This window comes from Marinifilum fragile (genome assembly GCF_963677365.1).
Lineage (GTDB): Bacteria > Bacteroidota > Bacteroidia > Bacteroidales > Marinifilaceae > Marinifilum > Marinifilum fragile.
Genome location: NZ_OY781962.1, coordinates 3773865 through 3789141, shown reverse-complemented (window position 1 = coordinate 3789141; position 15277 = coordinate 3773865). Strand labels below are relative to the sequence as shown.

The 15277-nt window shown below is 33.1% G+C and carries 14 protein-coding genes; 9 read left to right on the top strand and 5 right to left on the bottom strand.

Annotation, left to right across the window (positions count from 1 at the left end; translation table 11 throughout):
* Positions 1-57: 57 nt before the first annotated feature.
* Positions 58-777 (bottom strand): head GIN domain-containing protein, encoded by a 720-nt coding sequence (locus ACKPCA_RS15120; protein WP_054721679.1) that lies wholly within the window; start codon positions 775-777, stop codon positions 58-60.
* A 180-nt stretch (positions 778-957) separates the two neighbouring features.
* Here ACKPCA_RS15120 and hemW point away from each other — a divergent pair, with 180 nt between their 5' ends.
* On the top strand, positions 958-2094 hold the full coding sequence (hemW, locus tag ACKPCA_RS15115; protein ID WP_321279862.1) for a radical SAM family heme chaperone HemW: 1137 nt from the start codon (positions 958-960) through the stop codon (positions 2092-2094).
* 11 nt (positions 2095-2105) lie between these two features.
* A complete protein-coding gene (locus ACKPCA_RS15110) occupies positions 2106-2498 on the top strand; it encodes a rhodanese-like domain-containing protein (protein WP_321279861.1) in 393 nt (130 codons plus the stop codon).
* A gap of 386 nt (positions 2499-2884) precedes the next feature.
* Here the strand turns inward: ACKPCA_RS15110 and ACKPCA_RS15105 are convergent, their stop codons facing one another.
* A complete protein-coding gene (locus tag ACKPCA_RS15105; RefSeq protein WP_321279860.1) occupies positions 2885-5137 on the bottom strand; it encodes an autotransporter outer membrane beta-barrel domain-containing protein in 2253 nt (750 codons plus the stop codon).
* A 40-nt stretch (positions 5138-5177) separates the two neighbouring features.
* Positions 5178-7904: a TonB-dependent receptor gene (locus ACKPCA_RS15100; RefSeq protein ID WP_321279859.1), complete on the bottom strand. Its 2727-nt coding sequence runs from the start codon at positions 7902-7904 to the stop codon at positions 5178-5180.
* 605 nt (positions 7905-8509) lie between these two features.
* On the opposite strand from ACKPCA_RS15100, the gene ACKPCA_RS15095 reads away from it, so the two are divergent.
* The gene (locus tag ACKPCA_RS15095; protein ID WP_321279858.1) at positions 8510-9547 is read left to right on the top strand and encodes a sensor histidine kinase; all 1038 of its coding nucleotides are present in this window, start codon (positions 8510-8512) and stop codon (positions 9545-9547) included.
* Between the two features lie 24 nt (positions 9548-9571).
* Entirely contained in the window at positions 9572-10279 is a 708-nt protein-coding gene (locus ACKPCA_RS15090) for a response regulator transcription factor (RefSeq protein ID WP_054721692.1), read from the top strand.
* Here ACKPCA_RS15090 and ACKPCA_RS15085 read toward each other — a convergent pair.
* Complete coding sequence (locus tag ACKPCA_RS15085) at positions 10276-10986, bottom strand: ComF family protein (protein ID WP_321279857.1); 711 nt, start codon at positions 10984-10986, stop codon at positions 10276-10278. The genes ACKPCA_RS15090 and ACKPCA_RS15085 overlap by 4 nt on opposite strands.
* Positions 10987-11211: 225 nt before the next feature.
* Here ACKPCA_RS15085 and ACKPCA_RS15080 point away from each other — a divergent pair, with 225 nt between their 5' ends.
* The 5 genes from ACKPCA_RS15080 to ACKPCA_RS15060 all read left to right on the top strand — a co-directional run bounded on the left by ACKPCA_RS15080 (position 11212) and on the right by ACKPCA_RS15060 (position 14559).
* On the top strand, positions 11212-11583 hold the full coding sequence (locus ACKPCA_RS15080) for a carboxypeptidase-like regulatory domain-containing protein (RefSeq protein WP_054721696.1): 372 nt from the start codon (positions 11212-11214) through the stop codon (positions 11581-11583).
* A gap of 10 nt (positions 11584-11593) precedes the next feature.
* Positions 11594-12061, top strand: coding sequence for a toxin-antitoxin system YwqK family antitoxin (locus tag ACKPCA_RS15075; RefSeq protein ID WP_157471523.1), 468 nt, complete (start codon positions 11594-11596; stop codon positions 12059-12061).
* A gap of 164 nt (positions 12062-12225) precedes the next feature.
* Positions 12226-13050, top strand: coding sequence for an energy transducer TonB (locus ACKPCA_RS15070; protein ID WP_321279856.1), 825 nt, complete (start codon positions 12226-12228; stop codon positions 13048-13050).
* Between the two features lie 100 nt (positions 13051-13150).
* Positions 13151-14089, top strand: a complete 939-nt coding sequence (locus tag ACKPCA_RS15065) for a hypothetical protein (protein WP_321279855.1) — start codon at positions 13151-13153, stop codon at positions 14087-14089.
* Entirely contained in the window at positions 14074-14559 is a 486-nt protein-coding gene (locus ACKPCA_RS15060) for a glycoside hydrolase family 16 protein (RefSeq protein WP_321279854.1), read from the top strand. The genes ACKPCA_RS15065 and ACKPCA_RS15060 overlap by 16 nt, the downstream gene beginning before the upstream one ends.
* Positions 14560-14592: 33 nt before the next feature.
* Here ACKPCA_RS15060 and ACKPCA_RS15055 read toward each other — a convergent pair whose 3' ends face one another.
* A complete protein-coding gene (locus ACKPCA_RS15055; RefSeq protein ID WP_321279853.1) occupies positions 14593-15186 on the bottom strand; it encodes a hypothetical protein in 594 nt (197 codons plus the stop codon).
* Positions 15187-15277 lie beyond the last annotated feature (91 nt).

Here is a 15277-nt window from a genome sequence, read left to right as displayed (position 1 = left end):
TTTTGTTTTATGAGACTTTATGGGATACTACTCTATAAATTTCGTAAGGATTTAATTTTAGTATTTCTTCAAGCTTCCAAGGAATGAAATATCACTGGTTACCTTAGGATCTCCCTTATATTTTACCGAACCAATTCCTGAGATACTAACTCTTAATTCATCTAAAACATATACTTTTCCGCTTCCAACACCACTAATATCTATTGTTCCTTTTAGCGCTTTCATATCAACTGCATTAACACTACCTGCTCCCGAAATATCAATGTTAATTTCTTCTGATTTACCGGCAAGTTTAATTGTTGAAGCACCACTGTTGTCAATACTTAGACTGTTTGCAGTTAGTTCTAAATCTGCAGATGATGCACCATTAATTTCAATTTCCAACTCGTCAAATCTTAAAACCTGATCAGATTTTAATGAAATTGCACCATTTGCTTTTATTTCACTTAAATGTTTAAAACCAATGTACAGTTTTAATTCTGTTGATTTGTATATGCTTTTTTCAGTAGTGATATACAAAACATCACCTTTCATTTTACTGGTAATAACATCCAATAAATTTTCGTCGGCAACAACTTTTAAGCTGTAATCATCATCTTGTGACAAGTAAATTGTGAAAGCTCCATTTACCTTAATGGTTTCAAAATTGCCAACTTCTCTCACTTCCGATTTTACATTACCATTTCCTTTAATACCATCGGCAAAAGTTGGTAAAGCAGTGGCAACACTAATTAATAAAATTAAAATCGGTGAAATTATTTTTTTATATCCTTTCATAGCTCAATGGGTTTATATTTTTGTTCTTTGTATTAAAGACTTTAGTGTATTGCAAAGTGTTGCATGAAAATTAAACTAGTGCAACTTGGGTGTGATATAATACACGAAAGCTTGTCTAAATTAAAATCAAACATGGAAAATAAAAGAATTGCTTCTACCTTGCAAGAAAATTGATTTTATATGTCAGGAATTTATTTTCATATCCCTTTTTGTAAACAGCTTTGTCACTATTGTGCTTTTCACAAGAGTATTTCGCTGCAATCTACCAACGATATGCTTGAATGCTTTAAAAAGGAGTTGGAATTACGAAAGGATTATCTAGATCAAAAATCTGTTTCGACCATATATTTTGGTGGAGGAACACCTTCGGTTTACAAGCCAGAACAGATTCAGATGCTAATTGATGAGTGTTCGAAATATTGGAACATTGATACGGATGTTGAAATTACACTAGAAGCCAATCCTGATGATTTAAATAAGAAATACCTCGCACAACTTCGAAATTCATCCGTGAACCGGTTAAGTGTGGGAATACAATCATTTCATGATGAAGATTTAATTTTAATGAATCGCCGACATACTGGTAAGGAAGCATACGATACTATAAAAAGAGCACAAGATTATGGTTTTGATAATATCTCGGTAGATCAGATTTATGGTGTCCCAGGATTGAGTATGGAAAAATGGATTGAGAATCTTGATTTGGTTTATGATTTGGATATTCAGCATATCTCTTCCTATCATTTAATGTATGATCCGAATACGGTTTTTGCTAAAAAACTGGAGAAAGGTCAATTGATTGAAGTTGAAGAAGAGGAGAGTTTTAATCAGTTTAAATATTTAATTGATTCGGCTCGCAAAAATGGTTTTACTCATTACGAGATATCTAATTTTTGCAAAGAAGGATACATATCAAGACACAATTCGAGTTATTGGAAACAGAAACAATATCTTGGAATAGGACCTTCGGCGCACTCCTACAATTTAAAAGAAAGAGAATGGAACATTGCACACAATTATAAGTACATGAAAGCCGTTCAAGAAGGAGGAGAATTTTCGGAGAAAGAAGATTTAAATTTCTTTGATCGATTTAATGATTTAATTCTTACATCGCTTCGAACCTATTGGGGATTGGATTTAAACTTGGTGAAAGAACAATTTGGAGATGATTTATATAGACATTGTGAAAAAAAAGCAGCAAAGTATATCCAATCAAATCACATTCGTAAGGAAAATAATGCTTTAATTTTAAGCGATGAAGGTGTGTTTATTTCCAATGATATCATGTCTGACTTCTTCTTTGTTGAAGAAGATTAACGAATAAGTAAATGAAATATTTGAAGATAGCACTGATCGTATTTTTTGCACTAATTGTAAATCAGAATGTATTTGCACAAGTTGATACGGTTCAGGTATTAAGTCCAAAGCAATTTTTAAGGGTTGCCAAGTTAAATCCGCAAGCTGTAGTAATTGATGTTCGATTAAAAAAAGATTTTAAAAAGGGGCATATAGATGGTGCCATGTTAGCTGAAACATCAGACAAATTGTATCAGATAATCGATTCGTTGGGAGAGAGGAAGACCTATTTACTTTACTGCAAATATGGTGAGAGAAGTATTGCTGCGGGCAAAATGCTATTTAAAAAATATAAGATTAAGGTTTGTTCTTTAGAGGATGGATTGGATTATTGGAAAGAACTGAAAATGGAAATTGTGAAATAGCATTCGGATTTTTATCCACGTATGTTTTGTGATTCAATAATGCCTTCGGATTTTCGTCCGAGGCGATTTTCAAAATATAAAATGTACTTGTATTTTCATCCAAGCCCCCTTTGTGTTGCACATACCCCCTTCGGATTTTCATCCGAGCTGATTTTATAATTATAAAATGTGCTTGTATTTTCGTCCGAGCCCTATAAGTGTTACACACATACCCCTCGGAATTTCGTCCGCACCCCCTATGTGTAAGCCAAAACACCGGTAAAATGGGGAAATCTTATAATAATAGATGGTTAAATTACATCACATAAAAAAAGCAGACCCATTTGAGCCTGCCTTTCTAAGTTTATATTTGATTTATTTCTATTTCATTCGAAATAAAATAGGAATTATTGAACAATTGTTGTTCCGTTGTATGATGTATTTAAAGCATCAGATAACCAACTTGGCTTGTTTTTTCCATTACCAGCACCTGTTGCATTTTCATTTTCAGTAACAGTTAAACCATCAACAGCTTTTACAGTATTACCAGTTCCCATATCGATGAATTTAGCATTGGTAATTACAATATCACTTGCAGTAATTCTTGCTGCTGCATCGGTATCGCTTGATGAAGTATAAAAGTAAGCCTGAGCCTTATTGTCAGCTAAACCACCAATTACAATATCATCAATGTTTTGCTTACCGGCACCTTCTTTTAAGAAGAATGGTTTTTCACCCATACCGTAAACAGTTAACTTTTTTAATGTAGCATTGGTCATCGGAGTAGCTGCTCCGTTATCACCATTGTTCGATCCTTCAATTCCTGATTTAGCAGATTTTAAAGCCATCCAGTATTCACCTGTTCCCGACCATCCATCAGCAAAGTCGATACCATCGTCGCCACTTTCGTATGAAACGATATATGATGCATTTACAGTTCCTCCAAAGAACTCGATACCATCATCACCACCTTTGTATGAAACTACATATTCGATAGTTGTACCAGAACCTACACCGAAAAGAGAGAGACCGTTGAATTCTTTTTCGTTTGTGTACTTGTAACCAGTGTATTCTAAGCGTAGGTACGAAATACTACCTGAATTATCATCAGATACATCACCACCATAGGATAAACCAGAAACTTCGGCTCCAGCACTACCAGCATCTGCTTTGTTGGTAGGAGCTTTTCCACAAAGAACTAAACCTCCCCATGATTCTGCTTCTTCAGTTTCAGCTGTCATTACTACAGGATTTTCAGCAGTACCATTTACAAAAATTTGTCCACCTTGGGCAACAGCAATGTAGCGAACATCGGTATCTTCAGAAGTTACATCAGTTGCAATAATAACTGTTCCGGCAGGAATGGTTAAGCTAGCGCCATCTTTAACAACAACAGCACCAGTTAATTTGTATTTGTTGTTTGCATCTAAAGTAATATCAGTTGTGATATCACCTTCGAAAGCTACTTCAGCAACAACTGGGTCACCAAATACGGTAGTAGAACCATCAATGGTATTTAATGCATCTGGCATCCAATCTGGTTTGTTAATACCATTACCAGCTCCTATGGCTTCAACATTTTCTGTAACAGTTAATCCATCAACAGCTTTAGTTTGGCCTGACTTCATATCAACAAAATTTGCATTTGTGATCACAATGTCACCCGCATTTATTCTTGCAGCAGCATCAGTATCATCTCCTGAAGTGTAGAAAAATGCCTGAGCTTTTTCAGCTGCTAAACCTCCAATAACAATATTGTTGATGTTTTGTTTACCCGCACCTTCTTTCAAGAAAAATGGTTTTTCGCCCATACCATAGATGGTAATGTTTTTTAATGTAGCATCAGTCATTGGTGTAGCTGCACCATTATCACCATTGTTTGATCCTTCGATACCTGATTTTGCAGAATTTAATGCAATCCAATGCTCACCTGTACCCGACCATCCATCAGCAAAGTCAATACCATCATCACCACTATCAACAGAAATAAGGTGAGATGCATTTACAGATCCGCCAAAGAATTCGATACCATCATCACCACCTTTGTATGAAACAACGTAGTCTACTATAGTACCAGCACCAACACCAAAAAGAGACAGACCGTTGAATTCTTTTTCATTTGTGTATTTGTAACCAGTATATTCTAAACGTAAATATTCAATTACACCTGAGTTGTCATTTACTTCGTTACCACCGTAAGCTAAACCAGATACTTCTGCACCTGCACTACCTGCATCAGCTTTATTGGTTGGAGCATTTCCACATACTACCAATCCACCCCAGGCTTCTGCTTCTTTTTTATCGGCAGTCATTACAACCGGAGCTGTAGCAGTACCGTTGATAAAAATTTTTCCACCTTGAGCAACAGCTATATAACGAACATCAGCATCGTTAGCAGTAGGCGAAGTAGCTTCAATTCTAGTTCCTGCAGGAATTGTTAATTTACCACCCGATTGTACTACCAATGCTCCTGTTAGCTTGTAAGTTTTACTCGCATCCATTTTGTATTCTTCACCATCTTTAATCTCACCTTTTAAATTGGTAGGATCAAACTTGCCATCCGGAGTTGGATCTGGAGTTGGAATTGGATCATCATTATCTGAACAACTTGAGAAAGTTATTACAGATATAGCTAACATTGCTAATAATAATTTTTTCATTGCTTTAAAAATTTAATTATAAAATGAAGTTGTTTTCTATTTAAAAAGTGTAGGATAAACCTAAACTGAATTTGATTCCTTTTTTGTATGACTTAACCAGCCAATCTTGTGTTTCGTTTTTCTGAAATCTTTCAATGTCTTGATCAAGAAGATTTTTTGCTGAGAAACTTAATCCCCAATTGTTGAGTTTCGATTTTAAGACAAAATCCAAATTGTGTACCTCGTCATCCACCTGATTTCCTAAACTTGAATATCCGATTAGGTACATTCTTTCCGATTCGTATCGATATACCAAAGAAGAGGTGATTGAATTTTGTCCGTCTTTCCAAGAATATTTGTAGTTCAAATTGGTATTGGCAATAAAAGATGCCGAACCTTGTAAATCTTCCTCTTCTTTATTGAAGTTTGCAGTATATCTACCTTCCGTTTCTTCTTTTAGTTTTTCTGCATCCAACTCTTGTTTGGTATCCATAACAGTAAAATTGAATGATGCATATAGTTTCTTTGAAGAGTTTTCGCGGCTTTTGGTCCAGATGTTCTTTTTTGTTTCAAATTCAAGACCAAATACATAAGCCCAATCACCTGTATTACCGAATGTGAACTCGTTACCAGCTGATGCCCTTACAAATCGATTTATAGGATTTGTAATATATTTGCCAAATATCGCTACCGATAACAATTCGCTTGGTTTTGGAAAGTACTCCCATTTTAATTCAGTATTGTAATTGGTAGAAGGTTCGATATATGGATTACCTATCGATACATCAGTTATTCCTTCGAAAATAAAAGGTGCAGTTTCTTTGAATTGAGGTAATGTATAGGTGATACCAGATGCAAATCGAAGGTTAGTTTTTTCGGTTAATGAGTATTTTAAAGATAAACTTGGTAGTACCTTCAATTCAGTAAAATCTTCTTTTCCTTCTCCTAATACGGTATTGTATTTAATTTCCTGAAATACATTTTCAGCACGAACGCCTAATAATGCTACAAATCTTGAACTAAAATTATACTCTAAGTTTGCAAAACCTGCATTAATAATTTGTTCTCCATCGTAGGTTGAAAGGATTATAAAATTGCTCGATAATACTTTTAAATCAAACAGTCCGTTTTGCAGATTTTCATTATTGAAATAGGAATCAATATTATTGATATCGGTAAGTTGATTTGAAATAATTTTATGGTTGAACTGCGTAGATTCAAAACTTCTGTTTTTGAACTTTCCATTGTAACCAACAGTTAGTTTTCCTTTGTAATTAGCATCTTCAAATCCTTCTCCGAATTTATAATCCCAGCTGATATTTGCTGCAATCTCATCCTCTTTTAAATTATGGAAATAACGATTGTTGTTGGCTTGGTCGTTGGTAGCAAAAAATTTCTCAGTATCGGTTCCATTTTCCATGGTGTTGTGACGACGGTCTGGAATAATATTTTTAACCGTATTATAAGCAATACCCCAGTTTAAGTTCATTTTAGGATTTAACTTGTGTTCTCCTAAAAGTTGATTAACCAATACTGTATTTCTTTCGTATTCCGATCTTCTTACGAAACCACCTTCTTCAGCCAAATCGAAAATAAATCCTCTTAAATTTTTAAGTGATTGCTCCGAAGTATTCAGAAATATTGAGTTTAAATAGATATTGTTAGAATTCCAATTGTAATTAAAATTCAACATACCTGTTGTTTGGGTCATGTATTTGTATTGTTCCCCTGAAAGGTCTTTTCTAAAAAAATCACTACCATTTATCTGGCGTTGTAACAAATTGCTGTATTGATATTCATTATCAAAAGAAATTGTAGCAAATGTATTTAGTTTAGAATTTTCAAATTCAAACGTGTTTCCGGCTGAAACAGAAATATCTGTAAATGGATAAACGTTTTTGTCTTCAGGATTCCAGTTGGTTTCAAAATCATAAATATCCAAGTTCTCTTGATAATCAAAATTATCGAACCCTAACATTCCAGGTCCATCACCTAAATAAAAGTTATCTGCATCAGATAAACTTGAGTTGTAGCCAGTTTTTAAATCTATTTTCAAGAATGAATCTCCATTGTGAATTTTGGACACTACATTTACATTTGCTCCTGCAAAATCTCCATATAATTGTGAATTAGGAACTTTTTCTATATCAATAAATTCAATGATATCAGTTGAAAACAATTCCAAATCGATATTTTTAAATTCAGCATTGTTGGAAGGTAAGGGTAATCCATTAAGGGTTGTTGTGTTATAACGATCACCTAATCCACGAACATTTAATCCTTTTGTGTCGTTTTGCTTACTAACTCCAGTAATTTTTGTTGCCGCTGCTGCTGCATCCGAAACGCCTTGAGTGGCCAATTCTTGTGCACCAATTGATTGCTTAATACCTACAGATTTTTTCTGATCCAATAATAGAACAACTTCCGATTCTCGGTTTGCTTTGGCAACTACTTTAACATCTTCAAGTGCAACTGTTGATTCTCCCATTACAAAATCAACAACCGCTGAATTATCTTCAGCTACATTTACATTTTCTTTTGAAGAGGTTTCGTAAGAAATAAAAGAACATTTTACTGTTACTGTTCCAACAGGAACATTAGGAATGGTATAATTACCATCAAAATCGGTTACTGTTCCTAAAGTAGTTCCATCCACATAAACCGAAGCTCCAATTAATGCTTCACCGGTTTTTCCATCCTTCACATTTCCAGTAATGCTTCCCTTCTGCGCATATAAACCAAATGAAGAAAGAGTTAGTAATAAAACTAATAATACTTGTTTTGTCATTTTTTTCCTTAATAAGTCAATACGATTTTTACTTTCAAATCACATTGCGATGTTAGGAATGATATATGATCAGAATAATAAGATGGCTTTAAATAAAAATTATAAAAATTGGCTGCGGTGTTAATTTCAAGTTAATGTGCATTAGGAATGTTAAAGCTCTGTAAATACAGGGTTAAAAATGGGAACCTATTTTTAATATTCTTGAATGGTAATTCTGTGTATAACAGTGAATAAAGAATATTAGTTACAATAACATGAAGGAAAAATTACACAATTATTACAGACTTTAATTCTTTTAAAAAAGTAGAAAAAAAATGATTTTTTACTTGAGATATTTAGCAAGTAAAATCTTAAAAAAGAACTCTGCTTTTTACATCATTTAAAGTTCCTGAATACTTAAGGCAATATTATTGAGGAAATGTTAAGATTTAATTAAGATTCAAGCTTCTGAAATACAATAAGATTAACGAAAAGTTAACTTCTATTTCAGAAAATATCCTACTTTTATTTAAATATTTGCAACGCATTATAAAGTGTGAAACGCAATGTTATTGACAGAACAAAACACCTGGAGATTTTTATTTTCAGGTAAGATAAATAGAGAAATGAAAATTATTTCATCAACAAAAGTTAGTCTTTTTGTTAGTTTACTAGCTGGAGGTATAGTAATGGTATTTTGTGCCATATGTTTATTCTTACCAATTCAGCCAAGCTATATCATAGTTTTTGGAGTACTTTCTACTTGGATTATTTATAGTCTGAGTAAAGTTTTGGTAAATCGATTTTTATACTCCAAAGTGAGAATGCTATACAAAACCATTCATGATACCCAGATAATCGATAAAGAACTAGGAGATAAAGTTAAAAGTACTGACATTTTAGTTGAAGCAGAAAAAGAGGTCAGAGAATGGAGTGAGAAAAGAGGTTCTTTGGTGGCACAACTTAAAAAACAAGAAAAGTTTAGAAAGGAATTTATTGGGAATGTATCACATGAATTAAAAACTCCTATTTTTAATATCCAAGGATATATACTAACACTGCTTGATGGTGGTTTGGAAGATAAATCTATAAACCGAAACTATCTGGAAAGAACCGAAAAGAGTATAAATAGAATGATTACCATCGTTAAGGATTTGGAGGTCATTTCTAAATTAGAGTCGGGAGAGTTAAAGTTAATGCTCGAAAGATTCAATATTGCAGATTTGATAAATGAGGTTTTGGAAATGCAAGAAATGAGAGCTCACAAGAATGGAATAAAGCTAAACTTTATTCAACGTGTCGATGCTCCAAAATTTGTATATGCCGATAAAAAGGAAATCTTTCAGGTTTTAAATAATTTAATAGTAAATTCGATAAAATACGGTAAAGATAAAGGTACCACTACAATTGAAGTGATGAGCATGGATAATAAAGCACTCATTGAAGTAAGAGATAATGGTATCGGAATAGAATCGGATAATTTACCTCGTATTTTCGAGCGATTTTATCGTGTAGATAAAAGTAGAGCAAGAAATATGGGAGGTTCGGGCTTAGGCCTAGCAATTGTTAAGCATATTATTGATGCTCACAATCAAAGTATAAATGTAAGCAGTACTTATGGCGAAGGTACGAGTTTTACTTTTTCACTGGATAAATCAAAATAATAAGAACTAAACAACCAATACCAAATGGAAAGTAGTAATTACAAAATTTTATTGGTAGACGATGAGTCGGATATTCTGGAATTCTTAAGTTATAATCTTAAAAAGGAAGGTTTTCAGGTGTCAACTGCCGGCGATGGCAAAGAGGCAATTGAAAAAGCTAAAAAATTGCATCCACATTTAATTATTTTAGATGTAATGATGCCCGAAATGGATGGAATCGAAACATGCGAGAAAATTAGATCGTTGCCTGAGTTTTCAGATGTACTGATTTCTTTCTTAACAGCAAGAGGAGAGGACTATTCTCAAATTGCAGGATTCGAAGCTGGTGCTGATGACTATATCAGTAAACCAATAAAGCCAAAAGTTTTTATTAGTCGTGTTAAAGCATTACTAAAAAGATCGGGAAGAGTTTCTGAGGAAGGAGGCAATACTAGTAATGGATTAATAAGCATTGGCAATATTTCAATTGATCGTGAGAGATATTTAATTATTCAGGATGGAAAAGAATTCTCATTGCCACGAAAAGAGTTTGAATTATTGATTTTGTTGGTATCTCGTCCACAAAAAGTTTTCACTCGCGATGAGATTTATTCTTCAATTTGGGGTGAAAAAATTATAGTTGGAGATAGAACAATTGATGTTCACATCAGAAAACTTCGTGAAAAAATTGGTGATGATTACATTCAAACGGTAAAGGGAGTTGGTTATAAATTTGTTGACGCAGCAAATTAAGCATATGCCAAGGTAGCAATACTTACTTTGCTACCTTTTGCTTCTAAAATTGCCTGTGCGCAGGCTTCCAATGTAGAACCTGTTGTGACTACATCATCTACCAATAAAATATGTTTGTGTTCAAATAGGTTTGTATCACGAAGCTTAAATATATTATCGACATTTTCCCAACGCTCCAATTTGGATTTTTTGGTTTGAGATTGGGTATGAACTGATCGATAAAGGTTTGAACCATTTACCTCAAGTTTCATAATTTCTTTCATTCCATTGGCAATTACTTCTGCCTGATTGTATCCACGAATTTTCTTTTTTTTGGGATGCAACGGAACGGGAACAATTAGATCAACATCATCAAAGAACTTTGAATTTCTTAATTGGTGGGCAAGTTGTTTACCAAGTTCAATACCGATATCAGTTCGGTGATGGTATTTTAGCTTGTGAATTAATTTTTGGAATTTACTTCCCTTAGAAAACGTAAAATAGGAAGATGCATATTCTATTTTTACTCTCCCCCAAAAGAGAATCGAAACAGGATTGTTTTTTTGTAAATGAAAATCAGTTTTTGGAATTTGGTACAAGCAGCGACTACAAATGGCAATCTCGTTTTTAAATAAAACATTGCCACACGACTGACAAATATTGGGATAAAACAGATTGATAAAATCATCCCATAGTCCAGATATCCTGTGATTTAACTGAGAAATCATCTTTTTGTAATATTATCTCAATAAAAAGTTAACCAACACTTAAGGTTTTGATAAGCTTCTTATAATCAAAGCTAAAATATGTCACCTTATTTTTGTAGTGTTAATCAATATGAATAAAAAATCAAATTTGATCTCAATTAAAGATAGACAAATTAAGTTCATTATTGAGAATGAAATTTAAATAAAAATTAGAGGATTTATTACTAAGACAAAAAATTAGAAACAATGAAAAAGCTTGTTTTCCTTTTTATCGCATTACTTGTTGTTGGACTAGAAAGTCAGGCAATCAACGTAGTTACACCTAATGGTGACAAAGAAATAGAAGCCACAGAATTGGCAGCAATTGAAACGACTAGTCTTTCTGGTGTTGTATTGGATAATGAAACCGGTGAAGCATTGGTTGGAGTAGCCATCCGTTTTGAAGGATCAAAAGAAACAGTGTATACCGATTTTGATGGTAACTTTAAAATTGACAATGTAATTCCTGGAAAGTACAATGTTCTGTCTAGCTACATTTCGTACACAGATAATAAAATGAAGGAAGTAAATGTTAGCGGCAAGAACAATGTTATTCGCCTTGTACTTAAAAAGGACTAATTAAGAGTAAATGATAAAAAGACTTGGAGTAATCTTAGGCGTACTATTTTGCCTGATTGCGAATCACTCTTTTTCTCAAGCCATTGAAGAAATAGAGGGATTATATTACACTACAAAAGGAGATTTATACACCGGAACATATACAGAATTTTATGAGAGTGGTGTAAAAAGAATTGAAATGAATATTGAAGAAGGAAAGAGAAATGGTAAAATTACTCTTTACTTCGAAAATGAAAAAGTTCAGGAAGTTAGATCCTATGTAAATGGCTTAATGGATGGAACCTGGATCACTTGGAATGATAAATCAGTAAAAATTGCCGAAGCAAATTATAAAAAGAATAAAAAGCATGGCAAGTGGTACATTTGGGACGACAATGGTGTAAAACGTTATGAAATGGAGTATTACGAAGGAAAAAAAGTTGGAACATGGTCCATTTGGGATGCTAAAGGCAATTTAATTAAAGAACGGAAGTTTTAGTAAATTCAGATAATAGAAGTTCTCTTGAAAGTCGCTTAATTTTATTAAGCGGCTTTCTTTTTTATACAATCTTTTTTAATTGTATTTGATGCCATATATATTTCTTAATAATTTTGAATAAGAATCGTTAATATTGCAGAAGCTTTAAGAAATTACCGTAAAAAATGAAGTCTCTTTCTGAATTAGGAAAAATTGTTGTTGAGCAAATCAAAGAATTTGTTCCTTTTGTGATATCTGAATTCAGAGGTTTTTTAAAAAGAAACAAATATGGTGTGATGGGGACATTAGCCTTTCATATGATACTTTTGATTCTTTTATTTTCATTTAAACTACATACAAAGAGAGAGTTTCTCGAGGCAGAAATTTTCATTGATATTCCACAAGAAATAGTCGAACAAATTCTCGAAGAGAAAGAAGAGGAGATTAAAAAAGAGATCGAAGAAAAAAATTCAGAAATAAACGAAAGTGTAGACAAACTTCTGCGATCAATTGCCGTAAACCAAGACGTTAAAAAATCAAATTCCGATCCAAAACAAAAGGTTGAGGAGATGATTGATGAGATTAAGAAGAATTTGGATGAATATGGATCTGACGATGCATCGGGTGGTGATGATGGTTTAAATGAATTTAAAAAAGACAGTTTAAGCATAGCCGAAGAGAGAGAAAAACAGCGTGTTTTGGACTCATTACAAAGTATAGAATATAGTGGTCCAAGTAGTGTTTATTATAGTCTCGAGGGGCGTCATAAGATCTATTTACCCATTCCAGTTTTTAAGTGCGAGGGCGAAGGTAAAATAGTTGTAAAAATAGGTGTTAGCCGTAGTGGAAGAGTAGTGGAATCTAAAATTGTGAAAGATCAGTGCAGTGTTCAGGACGATTGTTTGTTTGATGCTGCTTTGGATGCAACCAATCGATCAAGATTCAATGTAAGTACTACAAGTCCACAAACACAGTTTGGAACAATTACCTACAACTTTGTAAAGCAGTAAGTAACAAAGGCATTCTTCTATTCAAACCAATTCGGATTATGATTATTTACTGATATTATCTAAATTGGCATTCGTTTTTATCCTAAAGAATTAAAAAAATATGGGCTTTTTTTTAGCATCAAAACTTCGTAAGGCATCAAATACTGTTGCTATCGAGAAAAAAAGAGATGAGCTTAGAAGTGATTTTGAAGAATTTGAGCAATTCTCGAAATCGGATGAATTAAAGCAATTTAATGAACTTGAATTGTTGGTATTATCTGACGAATTCAAGAGAAATAGAAAAATGATAGAGAGCAAATCCTTTAAAAGGAGTGAGCTGTATCAGGAAGAGAGAGCTTTTAAAAAGTATCAGCAATCAAAAAAGTTTAAAACCTATTTTCGATTGAAGGATTCTTCAGAATTATCTACTTTTAATTTGGTTGAAGAATCAAAAGATTTGGAGCGCTTTAAAGAATTGGAAGCGCTTATGAAATCATCCAAACTGAATAAAAAGGAAAATGCTGAAGAAATTTCGGAATTCAAAAGACTAAAAAGCTCTGCCAGATTAAAAGAGTACTTTAAGTTTAAAAAGTCCAAAGCATTAAAAATCTACAATGAAGTAGATAAATCATCCGATTTGCAAAAATACTATCAACTTGAGGAAAGAATAAGCTCGGAAGAATTTAAAGAGGAGAAAGCGTTTCTTTTGGACAAAAAACGATTTGAAAAAACAGAGGATTTTAAGAAACTTCAAGAGTATAATAGCTTAAAATCATCAGAGAAATTTGTAAAACATTTCAAGTTAAAAGATAAAAATCCATTTGAAGAAATTAAGAAATGGGAATTAACTTTTGCGGAAGAATTTGATACTGGAAATTTGGACACCAATAAGTGGATTACACGTTATTATTGGGGAGATAAATTAATGGATAAAGGATATTCATTAGATTCGGACTTGCATACATTTACTGATGGAGAAAATGTTAAAGTTTCAGGATCATCAGCTTGTCTGTTGGCAAAAAAAGAATCAAAAGAAGGATTGGTTTGGAATCCAAATTAGGATTTGTACCTAAAAGCTTTGATTATACTTCAGCCATTATTAATACAGGTGATTCGTTTCGCCAAAAATTCGGAAGATTCGAAGCTAAAATTAAAGTGAAGAACCCTGCCCAGGTTCAGAATTCATTCTGGATGGTTGCAGACAAAAGCTTACCGCATATCGATATTTTTAAAACCTTTAATGGTGGAAAAATAATGAATGCCAATTTTTGGGGAAGTGAAAATTCTCCTCAGAAGAGTGAGTTTAAGGTAAAAGGTATTGATTTGAGTAAAGGATATTTTATATATTCACTTGATTGGAGTGCTAACGAATTGGTGTGGAAAATAAATGATGTTCCTGTTAAAACTCAAACAACAGGAATTCCTCAAGATCCAATGTATTTGAATTTTAGCCTTGCAGTAAAAGAGGCAAGAAATGACTTAAATGCAGAAATGGAAATTGATTGGATAAGATGCTACCAAAGAAAATAAATACAATAAAAAAAGTGCCTTTTGGCACTTTTTTTAGTTTAAGGATGTCCCTACGTTGAACACACTAAAGTAATTATCTATGGAATCGGCCAGTTGATCTTTTAAATCATCCAACTCTTGTTTTTCCATTTCATCTTCGTCCCAATAGGTAAGAACGATGTTTAGATAATCCTTTATCTGTTCCGGAGAAGTTTCCAATCCCAAATCTTTTCGGAGCAAAACATTAAACTCGGCAAACCACAACAAAGCAATCTTGTGCTCGTGTACTGTTCCTTCAACAAAAGAACTTAGAGATTTAAATTCTAAAAACTTCCGAATGGTTAGTTCCGAAGCTAAATAGTACAGTCGCGTTCCAAGCTCCAAAAACTCTTTTTGAAGCCTTTTAAAGTTGCTCTTGCTCTTTTTTTCACACAAAATCTTCATAAAAAAAGCATTGATTCGAAGAAATTCTTCTCTCTTCTCATCGGAAGCAGCAAGTGAGTTTGTGGTTGATTCTTTCACTTTTGTTTCAGCTTCTTCTACATTTGAATTTGCGGCAGCATTCCTTTTTTCCTGAATTAAAAAGGAAATGATGAAAGCAAGGGCAGCTAAGATTAAAATTTGCAGTATTACCGAGATGATTTCCATGTTTAAAGGTTTAGTGAATATGATTAATTTGGTTGATTGGAAATAACAAACTCATCTTTAAAAATTTACGAATTATTATGTTTTTGCCCAA

Coding starts and splice junctions, on each gene's coding strand:
- ACKPCA_RS15120 (WP_054721679.1), bottom strand. CDS start 777: ATGAAAGGATATAAAAAAATAATTTCACCGATTTTAATTTTATTAATT.
- hemW (WP_321279862.1), top strand. CDS start 958: ATGTCAGGAATTTATTTTCATATCCCTTTTTGTAAACAGCTTTGTCAC.
- ACKPCA_RS15110 (WP_321279861.1), top strand. CDS start 2,106: ATGAAATATTTGAAGATAGCACTGATCGTATTTTTTGCACTAATTGTA.
- ACKPCA_RS15105 (WP_321279860.1), bottom strand. CDS start 5,137: ATGAAAAAATTATTATTAGCAATGTTAGCTATATCTGTAATAACTTTC.
- ACKPCA_RS15100 (WP_321279859.1), bottom strand. CDS start 7,904: ATGACAAAACAAGTATTATTAGTTTTATTACTAACTCTTTCTTCATTT.
- ACKPCA_RS15095 (WP_321279858.1), top strand. CDS start 8,510: ATGAAAATTATTTCATCAACAAAAGTTAGTCTTTTTGTTAGTTTACTA.
- ACKPCA_RS15090 (WP_054721692.1), top strand. CDS start 9,572: ATGGAAAGTAGTAATTACAAAATTTTATTGGTAGACGATGAGTCGGAT.
- ACKPCA_RS15085 (WP_321279857.1), bottom strand. CDS start 10,986: ATGATTTCTCAGTTAAATCACAGGATATCTGGACTATGGGATGATTTT.
- ACKPCA_RS15080 (WP_054721696.1), top strand. CDS start 11,212: ATGAAAAAGCTTGTTTTCCTTTTTATCGCATTACTTGTTGTTGGACTA.
- ACKPCA_RS15075 (WP_157471523.1), top strand. CDS start 11,594: ATGATAAAAAGACTTGGAGTAATCTTAGGCGTACTATTTTGCCTGATT.
- ACKPCA_RS15070 (WP_321279856.1), top strand. CDS start 12,226: ATGAAGTCTCTTTCTGAATTAGGAAAAATTGTTGTTGAGCAAATCAAA.
- ACKPCA_RS15065 (WP_321279855.1), top strand. CDS start 13,151: ATGGGCTTTTTTTTAGCATCAAAACTTCGTAAGGCATCAAATACTGTT.
- ACKPCA_RS15055 (WP_321279853.1), bottom strand. CDS start 15,186: ATGGAAATCATCTCGGTAATACTGCAAATTTTAATCTTAGCTGCCCTT.